The following is a 15,729-nucleotide window of genomic DNA, read 5'->3' on the forward strand; positions in this document are numbered from 1 at the left end:
CCCTCGGGCTTGACCCAAGGGACATCCCAGGAATGCTGCCACCGCGCTTCAGCTCGGTGAATGACTAATGCTCCCCGACCGCCGTAACCTGGCGCGAACGATTTAGGTCAGGCTGATACGCTTGCCCGCCGCGGCGGATCGCTTCACGGCTTCGATAACCTTTAAGGTTTCTAGTCCCTCACGTCCGCTGACCAGCGGCGCTTCTTCCCCTCTGATGACCCTGCAAAGCTGGCGTATCTGCAGGACTAGCGGATCCTCGTTCTCGATTTCGGCGCGATGACATTCGAACGGTTCCATCCAGCTCCTTTTGCCCGGATTGCTCCACATGTTGAGCGACGGCACCGACAGCGACCCGTGGGTGCCGCCGATCATGTAGCAAGCCTCCTCGGTTTTAGGGTAAGCGGGGTTTTCGCCGGTCGTCATCTCCCAACTCCATGGCGCGACGACGGAATCCGAAACGGAAGCAGTCCCGAGAATTCCGTTCTTGAACTCGATGAGGATCACCGCGGTCTCCTCAACGGCGTTTCCGCGAACTGCGTTGGATTCGAGCGCCTGGACCGCCGTGACATCCCCGAATAGGTAGCGAAGGTTGTCGATGTCGTGGATCAGATTGAGAAAGACTGGTCCCGCGCCGCGTTCGCGCCGCCAGGAAGTGTCGAAGTATTCCTCCGGTTTGAATAGCCAGAACATGGCATTCACGACCAGTATTCGTCCGAGCTTTCCGCTTTCGATAATCTGTTTAGCTTTTTGCATCATCGGATTATGTCGGCGATGATGTCCGGTCAGCAGCGGAACGCCTTTGGCCTCGGCCATCTCAACGAGCCTCTCGCCAGCAGCAATATCGTCGACGATGGGCTTCTCGATCAATGCCGGGATGCCGGCCTCGAGGGCCTCAAAACCGTTTCTGACATGGATCTGGTTGGGCGTCGCGATGATAACGCCGTCAGGACGCGCTGCGGCGACCATCTCAGCAAAGGTCGAAAACCATTTGACGCCAACCTCGCTGGCGATCCCCTTTCCAACCGGGCTCGGGTCGACGATAGCGACAAGCTCCGCCATCGGCTCGTCCAGCACGTGTTTGATGTGGCGTTTCCCGATAAGCCCCGCGCCGAGGACCGCCAGTTTGACCGGAGGAGTCATTTGTCAGTCCTTCTTGGGTGCCGTAAGCATCGTCGCGACGCGGCGGATTCCGAGCGGATAGCCCTCCGTACCAAGACCGGTGATGATGCCGTCGGCGCGGTGGGAAACGAAGGAATGATGACGGAAGCTTTCGCGCTTATACATGTTGGAGATATGGATCTCGATGACGGGACCTTCGAACGTGTTCAAGGCATCGAGGATCGCAAGCGACGTGTGCGTGAATGCGGCCGGATTAATGACGATGCCGCCTCCGTCTTCGCGCGCTTCGTGAATCCAGTCGATGATTTCATATTCACGGTTGCTCTGGTGGAAACGGATCTCGTGGCCGAGTTCTGAGGCCACTTTCCGGCAGTCTGCCTCGACATCGGCCAGCGTCTCGTGACCATAGATGTGAGGCTGACGCTTGCCGAGCAAATTGAGATTTGGGCCATTCAGAACGTAGATCAGGCTCATTGTAATTCTCCTTGTGAGGGCGTTGCCAAGCTTAGGCGAACGCTATTTCCTGGAATGCGAAATTCGGATCGGACTCGTAAAGATCGGCCCGCAGCCCCAGCCGCCCTGCTTGCAGCGCGGGGGCTGCGACATCGCGCGCAGCTTCGAGGACCGCCTTCAACAACTCTCGCTTCGTTTCTGCCGGCCGGCCAGGCGCCATGCGCACAATTATCTGGATGAAGTGATTTTCCGGATGCTCGTCGCCGACGCAGGAGAAGGTCGCCTCCCTGGCGAAGGTCCGCACGGCAGTGGGCTTCACCAGGCCTCCGTCGCGCACCCGATAGTGGACGGCTCTGGTCAATTCATCGATCGCCACCCTTTCGGCAGCACCCCGGCTATAGTCGATGATGATGTGCGGCAAGACATGTCCTCCTGGTCAGGCTGGAGCTCGACACAGTTCTTCGAAGTGGCGCGACATGCGTTCCGCATCCGGTTTTACACCCGTGAACAGTTCAAAGGCCGCCGCGGCCTGGAACACGGTCATGCCGCCGCCCGGCAAGGTCTTGCACCCCTTCTCCTCCGCCAGGGCCAGAAGTTCGGTCACGAGCGGCATGTAGACGATATCGGCGACCCAGTGATGTGGGTGAAGCCATTCCGGGTCGATCGGGAGACCCGGGTGACTTCGCATGCCGGTCGGGGTAGCGTGGATCAGCCCATCCGCAGAATCGAGCGCCGCGCCGACGTCTCTGATCGGCTGCGCGCAGGTTCTTGAAAAGCGCCGGTTGAGCTGATCGGCAAGCGCGGCTGCGCGATTTGTGTCCTGGTCGAAGATCGAGAGCATCTCGATACCGAGCTTGATGGCCGCGTGCGCGACGGCGACTCCTGCGCCGCCTGCGCCGAGCAGGACGGCATGCGTTTTGGCGACACCGGGCATGCCCCGCTCGAAATTCTTATAGAGGCCATACCAATCCGTATTGTGCCCGATCCGCTTTCCGTCCCGAAGCACGACTGTGTTGACCGCTCCGAGCATCTCGGCGTCCTCGGACAGGCTCGTAAGATGAGCGATGACCGTCTGCTTGCATGGATGCGTGATGTTGCTTCCTGCGAAGCCGCGGTCTTCGAGTTCTACGAGCAATTCAGGCAGCGCAGAAGCGGGTAAACTGCGCTCGGCGAGGTCGACGAGCTCGTAACGGTAATCCAGCTTCAGGTGCCGCGCCTCGGTTTCATGGAGCGCGGGGGACTTCGACATCTGGATGTCGGCCCCGATGAGACCGACGAGGAATGTGTTGTTGTTCATTTCGATAACCCAATCGGCTCAGTGATGTGCGAGGATCTCGCCAAGGAAAGACTTGGTGCGCTCATGCGTCGGAGACTTGAAGAAGACCTCGGGCTCGGCCTCCTCTATGATCTCGCCGGAAGCCATGAAGATGACCCGGTCTGCAACTTGACGGGCAAAACCCATTTCATGGGTCACGCAGATCATGGTCATTCCGTCGCGTGCGAGGCCGATCATCGTGTCCAGCACTTCCTTGACCATTTCCGGATCGAGCGCCGATGTGGGTTCGTCGAACAGCATCGCCTTGGGCTCCATGCAAAGCGCCCTGGCAATAGCAACACGCTGCTGCTGGCCACCGCTGAGCTGCGCGGGATACTTCTCCGCCTGATCAAGGATTCGGACCCGTTCGAGGTACTTTCTCGCCAGCCTCTCGGCGTCGGCCCGGCTGGTTCCGCGGACCCTCATAGGCGCAAGCGCGCAGTTCTGCAGAACGGTCATGTGGGGGAACAAATTGAAGTTCTGGAACACCATCCCGACTTCGCGCCGAATGGCGTCGACCGCCTTGCTCGTGCCATCGAGCGACTGTCCGTCGACGACGATCCTGCCTTCCTGGATCAACTCGAGAGCGTTGATGCAGCGGATCAACGTCGACTTGCCGGAACCCGAAGGCCCGCAAAGGACGATCTTCTCACCTTTGCGAACCGACAGGCTGATGTTTTTCAACGCATGGAAGGAGCCGTACCATTTCTGAACCTTTTCAAGGGATATCAATGTCGACTGATCATTAGCGGAACTGAGCACGGCGCCCTCCATATATGCTTTACTTGACGGTGAACGGGATGTTGGGGATGGATTCCGGGAACTTCGGCAGATCGATGTTCATCCACTTCTTGGTGATGGCTGCAAGTTCGCCATTTCCCTTGATCTTGTCGAGGAAGGCATTGACGGCCTCGTTCCAGTCCTTCTCGCCCAGTCGTGTTCCCACGCCATTGTAAGTCGTCAGGAAGTCGATCTTGCGCTCATAGGTGCCTGGGCTGGCGGCATCCAGCCGCTGTCCGTAGAACATGTTGCCTCCGACGGCCTTGACCTGTCCGGAGACCAGCGCCTGAATGGTCGAGGCGTCGTCGTCGAAGCGGCGGACGGTCGCCGTCGATCCCACAGCGTCGGTGATGGCCTTGTCCTGCGAGCTGGACTTCGGCACGCCGATTTCCCAGCCGGCAACATCCGCAGGCGTTTTTGCGGTATCGGCTTTTGCCGCATAGAGCGAGATCGTGTTCGCCGCATATGGCTTGCTGTACTGGATCGATTTGGCGCGTTCTTCCGTCATGGCCATGGTAGCGAACAAGATATCGACCTTGCCGGTGGTCAGGGCCGGAATGCGGTTGGCGACGGCGAGCGGCTGGAACTGGACCTTAACTCCGAGTTCCCTGGCGAAGAGTGTCGCGATATCGGCGTCGAACCCGTCCTGCTTGCCGCTCGAGTTGACGAAGCCCCATGGCGCGTTGTCGCCCTGAATGCCGACGACGATCGTGCCCTTGGCCTTGATCTCCTCGACGGTCGCCGCGGAAACCGCAGCGGCGCCCATCGTGGCGAAGGCGGCCGTAGCGAGGGCCATTCCAAGAAATTGTCTGCGATTGGTATACATTCCATTCTCCTCCTCTGTGGTCTTTGCTTCAGGCGAAGCAAGGTTAGCGGGCAGCTTTCGCCATCCGTTTTTCGAGGCCGCTCCCGATGTGGGAGAGAGGCCAACAAATGATGAAATAGACTATTCCGACGATCCCAAAGACGAGCAGTGGGCGGTAGGTCTGGTTCGAAATGATCTGTCCGGCGCGGGTCAGTTCGATGAAGCCGACGATTGCTGCGAGCGATGTGCCCTTGATCAGCTGAACGAGAAATCCGATGGTTGCAGGCATCGAAATCTTCAGCGCCTGTGGGAGGACAACGTCCTTCATTCGGGAGATGTAATGCAGCCCGAGTGCGTTCGCGGCTTCGGTCTGGCCCTTCGGAACGGCTTCGATCGAGCCGCGCCAGATCTCGCCCAGGAAGGCGCTTGCATGGAGCGTGAACGCGATGGCCACAGCGATCCATGCATTGACGTCCACGCCCAATAGCGCGACGCCGTAGTAGACGACGAAGAGCTGCATCAGCAGCGGCGTGCCCTGGAAGAGCGCGATGTAGCCCGACGATACGAAACGTGCGACACGGTTCTGCGACGTGCGCACCAGAGCGATCAGGATTCCGAATATGCCTCCGCCGACAAAGCCGATGATGGCCAGCAGCACGGTCCACTTCAGACCCTGTAAGAGGAAGAACAGCTCGTTTTCGCCGATGGGACCCATGAACGCCTCCTATCGGGTCGGGTAGTTGAAGTAGGAACGGGAGATAATGGCGAAGATGCCCATCATCAGGCTCGAGATGACCAGGTAGATTGCGGTCACGCTAAAATAGACCTCGAAGCTTCGAAAAGTGTCGGATTCGATCCGTTGGGCCGCCGAGGTCAACTCGTAGGCGGCGATCGAAGTGCAGACCGAGGTCGTCAAGGTCAGCATCACGAACTGGCTGGTCAGGGACGGATAGATCGCCCGCAGAGCCGGCTTCAGAACGATCAGCCGGAACACATCGGCCTTATGCAAACCCAAAGCGAAACCTGCCTCGACCTGGCCCTTGCTCACGCTTTCCACGCCGCCTCGAATGATCTCGATCGCATAAGCGCCGCCATTGATCCCCAGCGCGATGACAGCGGTAGCGGTAGGGTTCAGACGGATGCCCATGAGCGGAAGCGCGAAGTAGATGAAGAATATCTGCACCAGGAACGGTGTGTTTCGAACAATCTCGACGAAGGCAATCACCGGAGCTCGAACGAGTTTGTTCTTGGATGTTCTAGCGGCGACGCCGAGGATACCGATCGCGAGCGCAAGGATCATTCCGGTGACCGCGAGACCGAGCGTCCCAAGCGAACCCCAAAACAATTCCGGGGCGCGGTCGAAGACCGCACCAAAATCGAACGTATAACCCATGTTGACTTCCTCCCTCCGACGCGGCTCACGCCCCGCCGGCGCCGGATCAGCGATCCGGCCCGAATAATCCCTCGGCCTTGTCGTACAGATGCTTCAAATGCGCCTCAGGCGAGGCAGACCCTGCGAGTGGGACTTCCACTGAGATCGCCGCCGAGCTGCCGATCGCTGCGACGAGTTCCTTCAACGGTAGTTCGCCCTCTCCCGGCGCGAACCGCCCGCCTCTAGCTTCAGCGATCATCTCCTCTGGCGTCACCGGCGCCGGTCCAGCGACATCGCACAACTGAACGTGCCTTACCCAGCGCATCTCGGTCCGGAGCGAGGCGAGCGTGCCGCCATTCCTGAAGAAATGTACTCCGTCGACGAGGGCGCCGGCATTGCGGGCATCACTCGCCTTCACAAGACTGACGCTGTCCCGGAAGGTTCTAGTCACCCGCCAACCCATGTTCTCGACATCGACAGCCAAGCCGTAGCGGTCCGAAAGGCGGCAGAGATCCGCGAAGTTCGAGACCAATCTGGATTGATCAGGATCGTCTCCGCAGACACTGAGCCGGCGTGCTCCAATGTCCGCAGCCGCGGCGACTGTGGCCTCCAACGACGACGCGTCGAAAGCGGGGTCGATTACGAAGAACTCGATATCGAAAACCTCGACGCCCTCACCGGCAAGAACGGATTTCAGCTCGCCCGCAACCGAACCTCCGACAGGCAGCTCGTAATAGGGCGCACCAGGGAACGCCGGATGCAGCCTGAGCCCGATCCTGGAGAATCCCGCGCGTGCAGCGGCCTTCGCAAACTCCACAGGAGGCAGCAGTATCGATGAGAAGTGAGCGACGCCAATTATGGGCGCCGATTTCGATGTTACGGCAGCCATCACACGATTCCCTTCGTCGCGAGGTGGTTGCGAAGATTGGTGCCGGTGCGATGGATGTGCTGGCGGAGCTTCTCGCAGGCATAGTCGACATCACGCGCGACCGCTCCCTGGGCAATCTCGCTGTGCTCCTGCCCTACATTGCGGTCCCCCGACGTACGGATCAGGAAAACGCGGCGATATCGGTCGTTGAGATTCAGCAGAAGACTGCAGAAGTGAAGTAGCAGAGGTTTGGCACAGCCCGAAATCAAGGTGAGGTGGAATTCGCGGTGAAGCGCCTCCCAGTGCTCCAGCGTTTCAGGATGCGCGGCGTCACGCTCCGTGCGGTTTAAACGATGAAGTGCACGCATGACGTTGCCCTCCCAATCGACGTCTCCGAAACGCATGGATTCACGTAGCGCGAAAACCTCGAGCTCCTCGCGCAGGCTCGTGACCTCTTCGAGATTAGCCAGGGAGATCGGCGCGACGCGATAGCCTCTGTTGTCCTGAAACTCGACTAGACCGTCTGAAATGAGCCTGGCCAAGCCCTCCCGCAACGGGCTCAGACTGACATTGAAAGTCTTCCGCGCCTTATCGAGATTGATCTTGCTGCCGGCTTCCAGTTTACCGGAGATGATCGCCTCCCGAAGGCGCGATGCGAGCTGACTGCCGATGGTGTTCTTGCCATCGTCGAGGAAGCCGGCCGACGGCCCGTCTTCTGTCAACGGCGCAAGAAAGCTGTCGTCGGCCGATTTCATCCTTCCTCCCAAAGCAACTCGCCAAAGTTTCGATAATCGGTATGATAAACGATTATTGATGTCAACTTGAATACGTCAGAAACCACTAGATACGCAGCGTCTACGCTCCGGTAAAGGAAATTAAAAACGAAATTTCAATTGCTTAATTAAAAAAACCACGCCTGCTCCTCTGCCAACAGCATTGAGCGCTTGGTCGACGGTTGACAAATAATCGATTATTCTGATAGTCGAACCTCATTGGGAGGTAGCCTTATGGTAATTAGAACCGAAAGCGAGTTGACGCCTGCCGTTCTCGCCGTGATGAACCGCACCGCGGATCCACGGCTCCGGGAGATACTCGTTGCAATGGTAAAGCACCTCCACGCATTCGTGCGGGAGGTCAGGCTGTCGGAAGTCGAGTTTCGCGAAGCGACCGCCATCCTCAACGAAATTGGGCAACTGCAGACCGACAGCCACAATGAGTTCGTGCTCATGGCTGGATCGCTTGGCGTCTCGTCGCTCGTGTGCCTGCTCAACAACGGCGACAACGGGCAGACCGAGACGTCACAGTCGCTGCTCGGGCCCTTTTGGCGCCTCAACTCACCGCGGGTCGAGAACGGCGGGACCATCATCCGCTCGGAAACGCCGGGAACACCCCTGTTCGTCCACGCGAAGGTGGTTGATCGGGGAGGCAAGCCCATCCAAGGCGCCGAGATCGACGTATGGCACGCCTCTCCTGTCGGCCTTTACGAGAACCAGGATCCTGATCAGGCGGAAATGAACCTGCGCGGCAAGTTCACCACGGATGACGAGGGTCGGTTCTGGTTTAGAACGGTGAAGATGGTGGGCTATCCCATCCCTGTCGACGGGGTCGTAGGTCGGCTTCTCCAAGCGCAAGGCCGCCACCCTTACCGACCGGCGCATTTGCACGCCCTGATCTTCAAAGAGGGATACAAAACCCTAATCTCCCAGGTCTTCGACCCGAGCGATCCGAACATTGATTCCGATGTGCAGTTCGGCGTCACCGCGGCTTTGACAGGCGACTTTGTCCGTCATGACGAGCCGCACCCATCCGATACGGACGTCAGTGGGCCCTGGTTCTCGCTCGACTACACCTACGTCATGGAGCCGGGCGAGGCCATCCTGCCGCGTCCCCCGATCAAATAACGAAACCAGCAGAGCCACATCATGATTACCGAAAAGGAACGCCAGGCGGCAGCCGACGCACTGCTGAAGGCAGAAACCGAACGCAAGCCGATCGTCCAGCCGAGCAGGACATATCCGAATTTGGAACTTGAAGACGCTTACGAGATCCAAGCACTCTGGGCGCAGGCCCGGATTGCAAAGGGGGCGCGAATCGCGGGTCATAAGATCGGACTGACATCGCGGGCGATGCAGATGGCCTCGAAAATGACGGAGCCCGACTACGGCGTCATTCTCGACGACGCCCTTTTTAACGACGGAGCGCAGATCAAAGCGGAGCTCTTTATCAAGCCTCGCCTCGAAGTCGAACTCGCTTTCGTAATGGGTGAGGATCTCGAGGGGCCGGGCACTCGGATCTATGATGTCATGCGCGCGACGGAGTTTGTCGTCCCTGCGCTTGAGATCATCGACTACCGAACCGAGGTGCCCAGAGCGATCACCGATACGATCGCCGACAACGCTGCTTTCGGAGCGATCGTCGTGGGTGGTCGTATCATCCGGCCAATGGATATTGACATCCGCTGGGTCGGCGCGACCCTTTCGAAAAACGGCATCATCGAAGAATCAGGTGTTTCGGCAGCTATCATGGGGCATCCGGCTGCCGGAATCGCCTGGCTTGTGAACAAGCTCCATGCCGTCGGAACCGGCTTGAAGAAGGGCCAGATCGTTCTTGCAGGTTCGTTCACCCGCCCCGTAGACATCGCCAAGGGTGACGTCATCCAAGCCGACTATGGTCCGGTCGGCTCCATCGGCGTCTCGTTCGTGTGAGGGATCCATGGAACTTCCCGTTAATCACTTCAAACGAAAATTGATAGCCGGTCAAAGCCAGATCGGTCTCTGGTGCGGCCTTCCCGGAAGCTACGCGGCAGAAATCGTCGCGCCGTCGGGCTTCGACTGGGTGCTGTTCGATACCGAGCACTCTCCAAGCGACGTCCTTACCGTCCTGCCGCAATTGCAGGCGGTCGCGCCTTACGACGTTTCCCCAGTCGTACGCCCGGCATTCAACGATCCCGTGCTGATCAAGCGCTTTCTGGACATCGGCGTCCAGACGCTCCTCATTCCCTACGTACAGAGCGAGGAGGAAGCGAAGGCAGCGGTCGCCGCCATACGGTATCCGCCGCACGGGGTTCGCGGGGTCTCCGCCTTGACGCGCGCCACCCGCTTCGGGCGCGTGCCGAACTACGCGCGGGTTGCCGAACAGGAGATCTGCCTGCTTCTGCAGGTCGAGACCCGAGAGGCACTCGGTCGGCTGGAGGCGATCGCAGCGGTCGAAGGCGTCGACGGTGTCTTCATCGGTCCCGCCGATCTGGCGGCCAGCTTTGGCCATCCTGGACAACCGGGACACCCCGAGGTGGTCGCGGCGATCGAAGATGCGATCGGACGCCTGAAAATTCTCGGAAAGCCGGCAGGCATCCTCACGCCGGACGAGACTTTCGCCGCCCGCTGCATTTCGCTCGGGACGTTGTTCACCGCCGTTGGCGTAGACGTCGCCCTCCTTGCAAGAGGATCGGAGGCGCTCGCAGCCCGCTTTGCATCTTAGGAGTTCGTGCCGATGTCGACGCGCGAGAAAGTTCTGTCCGAGATAGCACCGGCGGGCATAATCCGGGCCGCCGTCAACATGTCGAATGCAGCGTTGGTCCGTTGGGACGATCAGGCCGGCGCCTTGGTCGGCCCAAGCGCTCAGATCGGTCACAAGATTGCCGAGCAACTGGATTGCGGCCTGTCGCTTATCCAGTACGGCTCGGCCGCCGACATCCTCGCCGCTGCGGATCGCGGCGAGTGGGACATTGCTTTTATTGCCTCGGACCCCTCGAGAGCCGATCGATTCTCCTTTTCACCTCCCTACATTTCCGTCAGAGCGACCTATTTGGTGCCGGAGGGCTCGGCGTTTCGAACCGTCGGAGACGTCGATGCTGAAGGAGTGCGGATAGCCTCCGCAAAAAGCGCCGCCTATACGAAGCAGCTCGAGCGTATTCTTGAAAAAGCTACTGTCTCGCATACTGATAGTCCGGCAGCTGCAATCGATCGTCTTGTCAGATCGCAGTGCGACGCGGCTGCAGGATTGACCGAATTCCTCGTTCAGAGTTCGGAGCGAATTACCGGCTTCCGGCTGGTGGAGGGAGCGTTCTCTGAAATTCCCCAGACGATCGCCGTCCACCGAAGAGCCATTCATGCCTCAGCCTTCTTTGCGGATTTCGTACACCTTCTGAATGCAAGCGCTGGAGCGCCGTAAAGTAACGTCCTCGGCTCTTGGACGCGTGCTGGCTGTGGCGGGATCAGATCGGCAATATCGTAACCAGCCAACAGCGCTGGAGTCCAGCCTTCAAGCCGGCAGCTTATTCTGTTCCGGAGAGGCAAAGATAGAGGCCGGCATCGGCCCTGACGTCATCAGGGTGAAATCAAAGGACGCCTTGAGATCTGGGCCTAGCACATATTGCCGATGGACCCGCAGCTGGTCCTTGCGAATCTTCCGGTAATGTTCGCCCGTCAGCATCTGCTTGACGCGGATAAGAAGGATCTTTGCCGGCGGCGCATCTGCATGGCCCGCGACGGCAACGACCGGCACCTTGTAGAAATTGATCGAATCCGTCAGGCATTGCACGTCAAGCCAGAAGATCTCCGGACAGCGGGCGATGAGGCCAACGCGGGCGCGAAGCAGGCTTGCCGATGACAGCAGGGCGCATTGCAGAATGGCGCTGCCGAGTGTGGCAAACACGACGCGCCTGCCCTTGAAGATCTCCGGCTCCCTTTCAAGCAGTATGCCGATCACATGGGCGGCGACGCTCGATCCCATGCTATGCGAGGAGATCACGTACTCGTCCGCCTGCTCGGCAAGCGCCTTGCGCACCGCGGTCGCCCGCTCTTCCAGCCAGCCGTTGAAGTCGGCCCGATCCATACGGCCGAGCGCCACTGCCATTTCCCAATCGGCAAAAAGATGCAGCGTATGCAAACGCTCGGAAAACGGCAGGAAGGCGAAGATGAAGAAGCAAAGCGCCAGTGGCCCGCTCCAGAGCACGTGCCAGGCGGAAAAGCCGAGGCTATAGGGCAGGATAACGATCTCGGCCGTCAGCACGATTGCCAGCGCCGTCAGCAGGAACGGAAAAAGGAAGAACAGGCCGAAACGCCACGCATGCCTGAAATATCCCCGCATGCCACCTTCCAGCATGATCTCGGCGCAGCCTCGAAAGCCTGCAATGATCCGGATCAGCGTGTTGCGGCTGCGAAGCCGACGCACGAACATGTCGTGATCAACCATATGAATCCGGCTCGTCGTCCGCCAGCCGACGGAACTGGTCTGCGCCGCAGGCGCCGCCTCGTAGGCTCCCGCGCTGCCGGTCGTGACCTCGAAGCTGAGAGGATCGCTTCCCGCCTCCGGCGCCCCTGTTTCAACCGAGTAGCCCCAGACGGCAGCACTCTGTCTGGCTGACCGTTCGTACCGCGCTCGGTGGGCAAGGCCGTCGAGCGGCTCGAAGCCTGGGAAATGCAGGACGACCCGCTTCTTTATCAATTTCATTTCGCTGTTCCGCCCGGCTAAGGCCGGTCTATTGCTGCGATCCGGCTGCCGGTCACTGATATCGCCAAAAAGCAGGCATGATCTCAAAGGCGCCTTGCTAACCGAACTCTTCTGGAATTCAATAGCAGCCACGTTGTTTTCGCGGCGAATGGAGGGGTTTTGTGGCTGATCTTGTCAAAGAATTGATATCGGGCGTCGTCGATAGCGTACTGAAGGAAATTCTGAAGAAAACCACCGGCCGCGTCACGACGAAGCGCCGGAGGCGCAAGGCGCGCCCTGCCGCAACCACGACGGCTGCCCGCAAGACGCCCAAGCGCAAGCCCGCCCGCAAACAGATCAGCAAGCGCCGCACCGCCGCTGGCCGCAGCCGTCAGCGTCGGGTCTGAGACGCGCGGCAACACTTCGGCCGTAACGCAACGGCAACAATCCCAAAGTGGTCTGACCACATTGGTCTTTTTTTGGATCGGGCGGCTGGAATTCCTGTTGTCACATGCTATCTAAGGGAAACGATTGAAACGGCGCGCCTTTAACTCGCCTGTTGAAAGGATCAGATCCCATGAGCGGCATTCACGAATTCATCGACAACGAAATCAAGAGCAACGACGTCGTCCTCTTCATGAAGGGCACGCCGCAGTTTCCGCAGTGCGGGTTCTCCGGCCAGGTCGTGCAGATTCTCGATTACATCGGCGTCGACTACAAGGGCATCAATGTGCTCGCCGATTCGGAAATCCGCCAGGGCGTCAAGGATTATTCCAACTGGCCGACGATTCCGCAGCTTTACATAAAGGGCGAGTTCATCGGCGGCTGCGACATTGTCCGGGAAATGTTCCAGGCCGGTGAACTGCAGCAGCATCTCCAGGAAAACGGCGTCACCGTTCGCGGCGCCGCCTGATCGGTCACCGGACGTCCGCCCGGTTTCCAAATCTGTTTCTCGAGTCCGAGGCGCTGCGGTGAGCAGCGCCTTGGCCTGTTTATGGGAATTTCATTGTGACAGATTCATCACAAGCCGTGTCCGCGGGCCGCCTGCCCATGGGCAAGCGTGAGTTCATCGCGCTTGCCGCCTTCCTGATGGCCATCAACTCACTTGCCATAGACATCATGCTCCCGGCGCTGCAGCAGATCGGCGCGAGCCTCGGAGTCGAAAGCGAGAATCACCGGCAATTCGTCGTCTCCTCCTATCTGCTCGGTTTCGGCTGCGCCCAGCTTTTCTACGGTCCGCTCTCCGACCGCTTCGGCCGCCGCACGCCGCTGCTGATCGGCCTCGTCGTCTATATCACGTCCGCCATCGGAATCGTTTTCGTTCCCTCCTTCGCAGGCCTGCTGGTGCTGCGCTTCATCCAGGGCGTCGGCTCGGCCGCCACCCGCGTCATCACCATCTCCATCGTCCGCGACATCTATGGCGGCCGACAGATGGCCGAGGTCATGTCGCTCATCATGATGGTCTTCATGATCGTGCCGGTGATTGCGCCCGGCACCGGCCAGGTCGTCATGTTCTTCGGCAACTGGCACCTGATCTTCCTCTTGATCGCCACCATGGCGACGGCGATCGGCGTCTGGGCCTATGTCCGCCTGCCGGAAACCCTGCATCCGCGGAATGTCCGCCCCTTCACCGCCCGCTCGATCTTCGGGGCCTTCAAGCTGGTGCTGACCAACCGCGTGGCGCTCTGCTATACCATCGCCAGCACCTTCATCTTCGGTGCGCTGTTCGGCTTCATCAACTCCGCCCAGCAGATCTATGTCGGCATCTACGGCCTCGGCGTCTATTTCCCGTTCGCCTTTGCCGGCGTGGCGATCTTCATGTCGCTGTCGTCCTTCTTCAATTCCCGTTTTGTCGGCAAGCTCGGCATGCGCCGCCTGTCACACGGCTCGCTCCTCGGCTTCATCGCCATCAACACCATCTGGTTGATCGTCCAGATGGCAAGCTCCGAGCCGATGCCGTTTGCACTGTTCATCTCCTTCTTCGGGCTTGCCATGTTCCAGTTCGGCTGGATCGGCTCGAACTTCAATTCGCTTGCCATGGAGCCGCTCGGGCACGTCGCCGGCACCGCTTCCTCCGTTCTCGGCTTCATGAGCACGGTCGGCGGCGCCCTTATCGGCGCCGGCATCGGCCAGGCTTTCGACGGCACGGCGCTGCCGATGGTCGCCGGTTATTTCATCGTGTCGATCATCGGCCTTATCTTCGTGCTGATCGCCGAGAAGGGCCGTCTCTTCCATCAGCACAATCCTGCCGTTTGAACGGCCGGTCCCTTCCGCATCCAGGATTTCACCGCATGACGCCGCACAAACCGCACCAGGAAAACCAGGGGTCCCGCCGCATTGGCATGGGCTTCGGCGAATTCGTCGTCACCATCGCCGTCATGACCGCCAGCATTGCCATGGCGATCGACAGCATGCTGCCGGCATTGCCCAATATCGGCCATTCCCTCGGCATCACCAATACCAACGACGCCCAGCTCATCATCGGCGTGTTCTTCCTCGGCTTCGGCGTCTCGCAGATATTCTTCGGCAGCCTTTCAGACACGTTCGGCCGCCTCAATATCCTGCTCGGCGGCCTCGCCTGCTATGTGGTCGCAATGTTTGCCGCTGCCGCAACCGGTAGCTTCGAAATGCTGCTCCTCATGCGCTTCATTCAGGGCGTGGGCGGCGCGGCCGTGCGCATCACCACCATGGCCATCGTCCGCGACTGCTTCGGCGGCCGCGAAATGGCCCGCGTCATGTCCTATGTCATGATCGTCTTCATGATCGTGCCGATCGTTGCTCCTTCGGTCGGCCAGCTCATCATCCTCTATGCCAACTGGCACTGGATCTTCATCCTGCTCGGCGCCGTCGCCAGCATCCTGTTCGTCTGGGCTCTTCTGCGGCTGAAGGAATCGCTTCCCCCGGCAGAACGCCTGCCGCTGTCGGTCGGCTCTGTCGCGGACGGCTTCAAGACCGTGCTCACCAACCGCATCACCTGCGGCTACATGATCGGTCTGACCATGTTCACCGGCGTCATCAGCGCCTATGTGATTTCCGTGCAGCAGGTTTTCGGCGAAGTCTATGGCCTTGGGGATTGGCTGCCGATTGCCTTTGCGGCGACCGCCGGCGGCATTGCCGTCGCCAATTTCGCCAACGGCTTCTTCGTCCGCAAATTCGGCATGCGTCGGATCTCGCACGCAGCGCTGCTGATCTTCACGGCACTGTCGGCTCTCGGCTTCGTCACCGCGTTGGCGGGCAAGCCGGATTTCGCCACCGCCTACAGCATCTTCACAATCGTTCTGATGATGTTTGCGGTGATCGCCACAAATTTCACCGCCATCAGCCTTGAGCCGATGGGCAATCTCGCCGGCACGGCGACCGCCATCACCGGCTTCGTCTCGACGACCTTCGGCGCTATTCTCGGTGGCCTGGTCGGTCAGATGTTCAACGGCACGGTGCAGCCACTCTTCGGCGGATTCGCGCTGTTCGGTCTGCTGACGATCGCAGCCACGCTGTGGGCTGAGAATGGCAAGCTCTTCACCCATCCGGGCGACAGTCCGCAACTCGATCCGGGCGCCGCCCATTTCTGAGGCAGGTGAACCCGGTCA

The 15,729-nt window shown here is 59.7% G+C and carries 19 protein-coding genes; 8 read left to right on the plus strand and 11 right to left on the minus strand.

Going from position 1 to position 15,729, the window contains the following annotated elements; translation table 11 throughout:
• Nucleotides 1-102: 102 nt before the first annotated feature.
• From PH551_RS16375 to PH551_RS16420, 10 genes are read right to left on the minus strand one after another with little or no spacing between them, the layout of a single operon-like run.
• A complete protein-coding gene (locus PH551_RS16375; protein WP_085778316.1) occupies nucleotides 103-1,140 on the minus strand; it encodes a Gfo/Idh/MocA family protein in 1,038 nt (345 codons plus the stop codon).
• A gap of 3 nt (nucleotides 1,141-1,143) precedes the next feature.
• Nucleotides 1,144-1,593: a type II 3-dehydroquinate dehydratase gene (gene aroQ, locus PH551_RS16380; protein WP_085778317.1), complete on the minus strand. Its 450-nt coding sequence runs from the start codon at nucleotides 1,591-1,593 to the stop codon at nucleotides 1,144-1,146.
• Nucleotides 1,594-1,624: 31 nt separating this feature from the next.
• Nucleotides 1,625-1,993, minus strand: a complete 369-nt coding sequence (locus PH551_RS16385; RefSeq protein WP_285193774.1) for a 5-carboxymethyl-2-hydroxymuconate Delta-isomerase — start codon at nucleotides 1,991-1,993, stop codon at nucleotides 1,625-1,627.
• Nucleotides 1,994-2,008: 15 nt separating this feature from the next.
• A complete protein-coding gene (locus PH551_RS16390; protein ID WP_285193775.1) occupies nucleotides 2,009-2,869 on the minus strand; it encodes a shikimate dehydrogenase in 861 nt (286 codons plus the stop codon).
• 18 nt (nucleotides 2,870-2,887) lie between these two features.
• Nucleotides 2,888-3,661, minus strand: a complete 774-nt coding sequence (locus PH551_RS16395; protein ID WP_285193776.1) for an amino acid ABC transporter ATP-binding protein — start codon at nucleotides 3,659-3,661, stop codon at nucleotides 2,888-2,890.
• Between the two features lie 7 nt (nucleotides 3,662-3,668).
• The gene (locus PH551_RS16400; protein WP_285193777.1) at nucleotides 3,669-4,493 is read right to left on the minus strand and encodes a transporter substrate-binding domain-containing protein; all 825 of its coding nucleotides are present in this window, start codon (nucleotides 4,491-4,493) and stop codon (nucleotides 3,669-3,671) included.
• 43 nt (nucleotides 4,494-4,536) lie between these two features.
• Entirely contained in the window at nucleotides 4,537-5,187 is a 651-nt protein-coding gene (locus PH551_RS16405) for an amino acid ABC transporter permease (RefSeq protein WP_285193778.1), read from the minus strand.
• A gap of 9 nt (nucleotides 5,188-5,196) precedes the next feature.
• Nucleotides 5,197-5,865: an amino acid ABC transporter permease gene (locus PH551_RS16410; protein WP_285193779.1), complete on the minus strand. Its 669-nt coding sequence runs from the start codon at nucleotides 5,863-5,865 to the stop codon at nucleotides 5,197-5,199.
• 46 nt (nucleotides 5,866-5,911) lie between these two features.
• The gene (locus PH551_RS16415; RefSeq protein ID WP_285193780.1) at nucleotides 5,912-6,733 is read right to left on the minus strand and encodes a sugar phosphate isomerase/epimerase family protein; all 822 of its coding nucleotides are present in this window, start codon (nucleotides 6,731-6,733) and stop codon (nucleotides 5,912-5,914) included.
• Nucleotides 6,733-7,467 carry a GntR family transcriptional regulator gene (locus PH551_RS16420; protein WP_285193781.1) on the minus strand — a complete coding sequence of 245 codons (735 nt, stop codon included), beginning with the start codon at nucleotides 7,465-7,467 and terminating at the stop codon, nucleotides 6,733-6,735. Before PH551_RS16420 ends, PH551_RS16415 begins: the two co-directional genes overlap by 1 nt.
• A gap of 252 nt (nucleotides 7,468-7,719) precedes the next feature.
• Here PH551_RS16420 and PH551_RS16425 point away from each other — a divergent pair, with 252 nt between their 5' ends.
• Genes PH551_RS16425 through PH551_RS16440 form a run of 4 tightly spaced genes read left to right on the plus strand, consistent with a single transcriptional unit; the run spans nucleotide 7,720 to nucleotide 10,882 of the window.
• On the plus strand, nucleotides 7,720-8,613 hold the full coding sequence (locus PH551_RS16425) for an intradiol ring-cleavage dioxygenase (RefSeq protein WP_285193782.1): 894 nt from the start codon (nucleotides 7,720-7,722) through the stop codon (nucleotides 8,611-8,613).
• A 21-nt stretch (nucleotides 8,614-8,634) separates the two neighbouring features.
• Nucleotides 8,635-9,417, plus strand: coding sequence for a 2-oxo-hept-4-ene-1,7-dioate hydratase (gene hpaH, locus PH551_RS16430; protein WP_285193783.1), 783 nt, complete (start codon nucleotides 8,635-8,637; stop codon nucleotides 9,415-9,417).
• A gap of 7 nt (nucleotides 9,418-9,424) precedes the next feature.
• The gene (gene hpaI / locus PH551_RS16435; RefSeq protein WP_285193784.1) at nucleotides 9,425-10,189 is read left to right on the plus strand and encodes a 4-hydroxy-2-oxoheptanedioate aldolase; all 765 of its coding nucleotides are present in this window, start codon (nucleotides 9,425-9,427) and stop codon (nucleotides 10,187-10,189) included.
• Between the two features lie 12 nt (nucleotides 10,190-10,201).
• Nucleotides 10,202-10,882: a transporter substrate-binding domain-containing protein gene (locus tag PH551_RS16440; RefSeq protein ID WP_285193785.1), complete on the plus strand. Its 681-nt coding sequence runs from the start codon at nucleotides 10,202-10,204 to the stop codon at nucleotides 10,880-10,882.
• Between the two features lie 90 nt (nucleotides 10,883-10,972).
• Here PH551_RS16440 and PH551_RS16445 read toward each other — a convergent pair whose 3' ends face one another.
• Nucleotides 10,973-12,163: a hypothetical protein gene (locus tag PH551_RS16445; RefSeq protein WP_285193786.1), complete on the minus strand. Its 1,191-nt coding sequence runs from the start codon at nucleotides 12,161-12,163 to the stop codon at nucleotides 10,973-10,975.
• Nucleotides 12,164-12,324: 161 nt separating this feature from the next.
• Here PH551_RS16445 and PH551_RS16450 point away from each other — a divergent pair, with 161 nt between their 5' ends.
• From PH551_RS16450 to PH551_RS16465, 4 genes are all read left to right on the plus strand, one after another.
• Nucleotides 12,325-12,549, plus strand: a complete 225-nt coding sequence (locus PH551_RS16450; protein WP_085778329.1) for a hypothetical protein — start codon at nucleotides 12,325-12,327, stop codon at nucleotides 12,547-12,549.
• 170 nt (nucleotides 12,550-12,719) lie between these two features.
• Nucleotides 12,720-13,055: a Grx4 family monothiol glutaredoxin gene (gene grxD, locus PH551_RS16455; RefSeq protein WP_285193787.1), complete on the plus strand. Its 336-nt coding sequence runs from the start codon at nucleotides 12,720-12,722 to the stop codon at nucleotides 13,053-13,055.
• A 137-nt stretch (nucleotides 13,056-13,192) separates the two neighbouring features.
• Nucleotides 13,193-14,398 carry a multidrug effflux MFS transporter gene (locus PH551_RS16460; RefSeq protein WP_285193853.1) on the plus strand — a complete coding sequence of 402 codons (1,206 nt, stop codon included), beginning with the start codon at nucleotides 13,193-13,195 and terminating at the stop codon, nucleotides 14,396-14,398.
• A 35-nt stretch (nucleotides 14,399-14,433) separates the two neighbouring features.
• On the plus strand, nucleotides 14,434-15,711 hold the full coding sequence (locus tag PH551_RS16465; RefSeq protein WP_285193788.1) for a multidrug effflux MFS transporter: 1,278 nt from the start codon (nucleotides 14,434-14,436) through the stop codon (nucleotides 15,709-15,711).
• Nucleotides 15,712-15,729 lie beyond the last annotated feature (18 nt).

The sequence above is a fragment of the Rhizobium atlanticum genome, from assembly GCF_030182485.1.
In the GTDB taxonomy this organism is placed as follows: domain Bacteria; phylum Pseudomonadota; class Alphaproteobacteria; order Rhizobiales; family Rhizobiaceae; genus Rhizobium.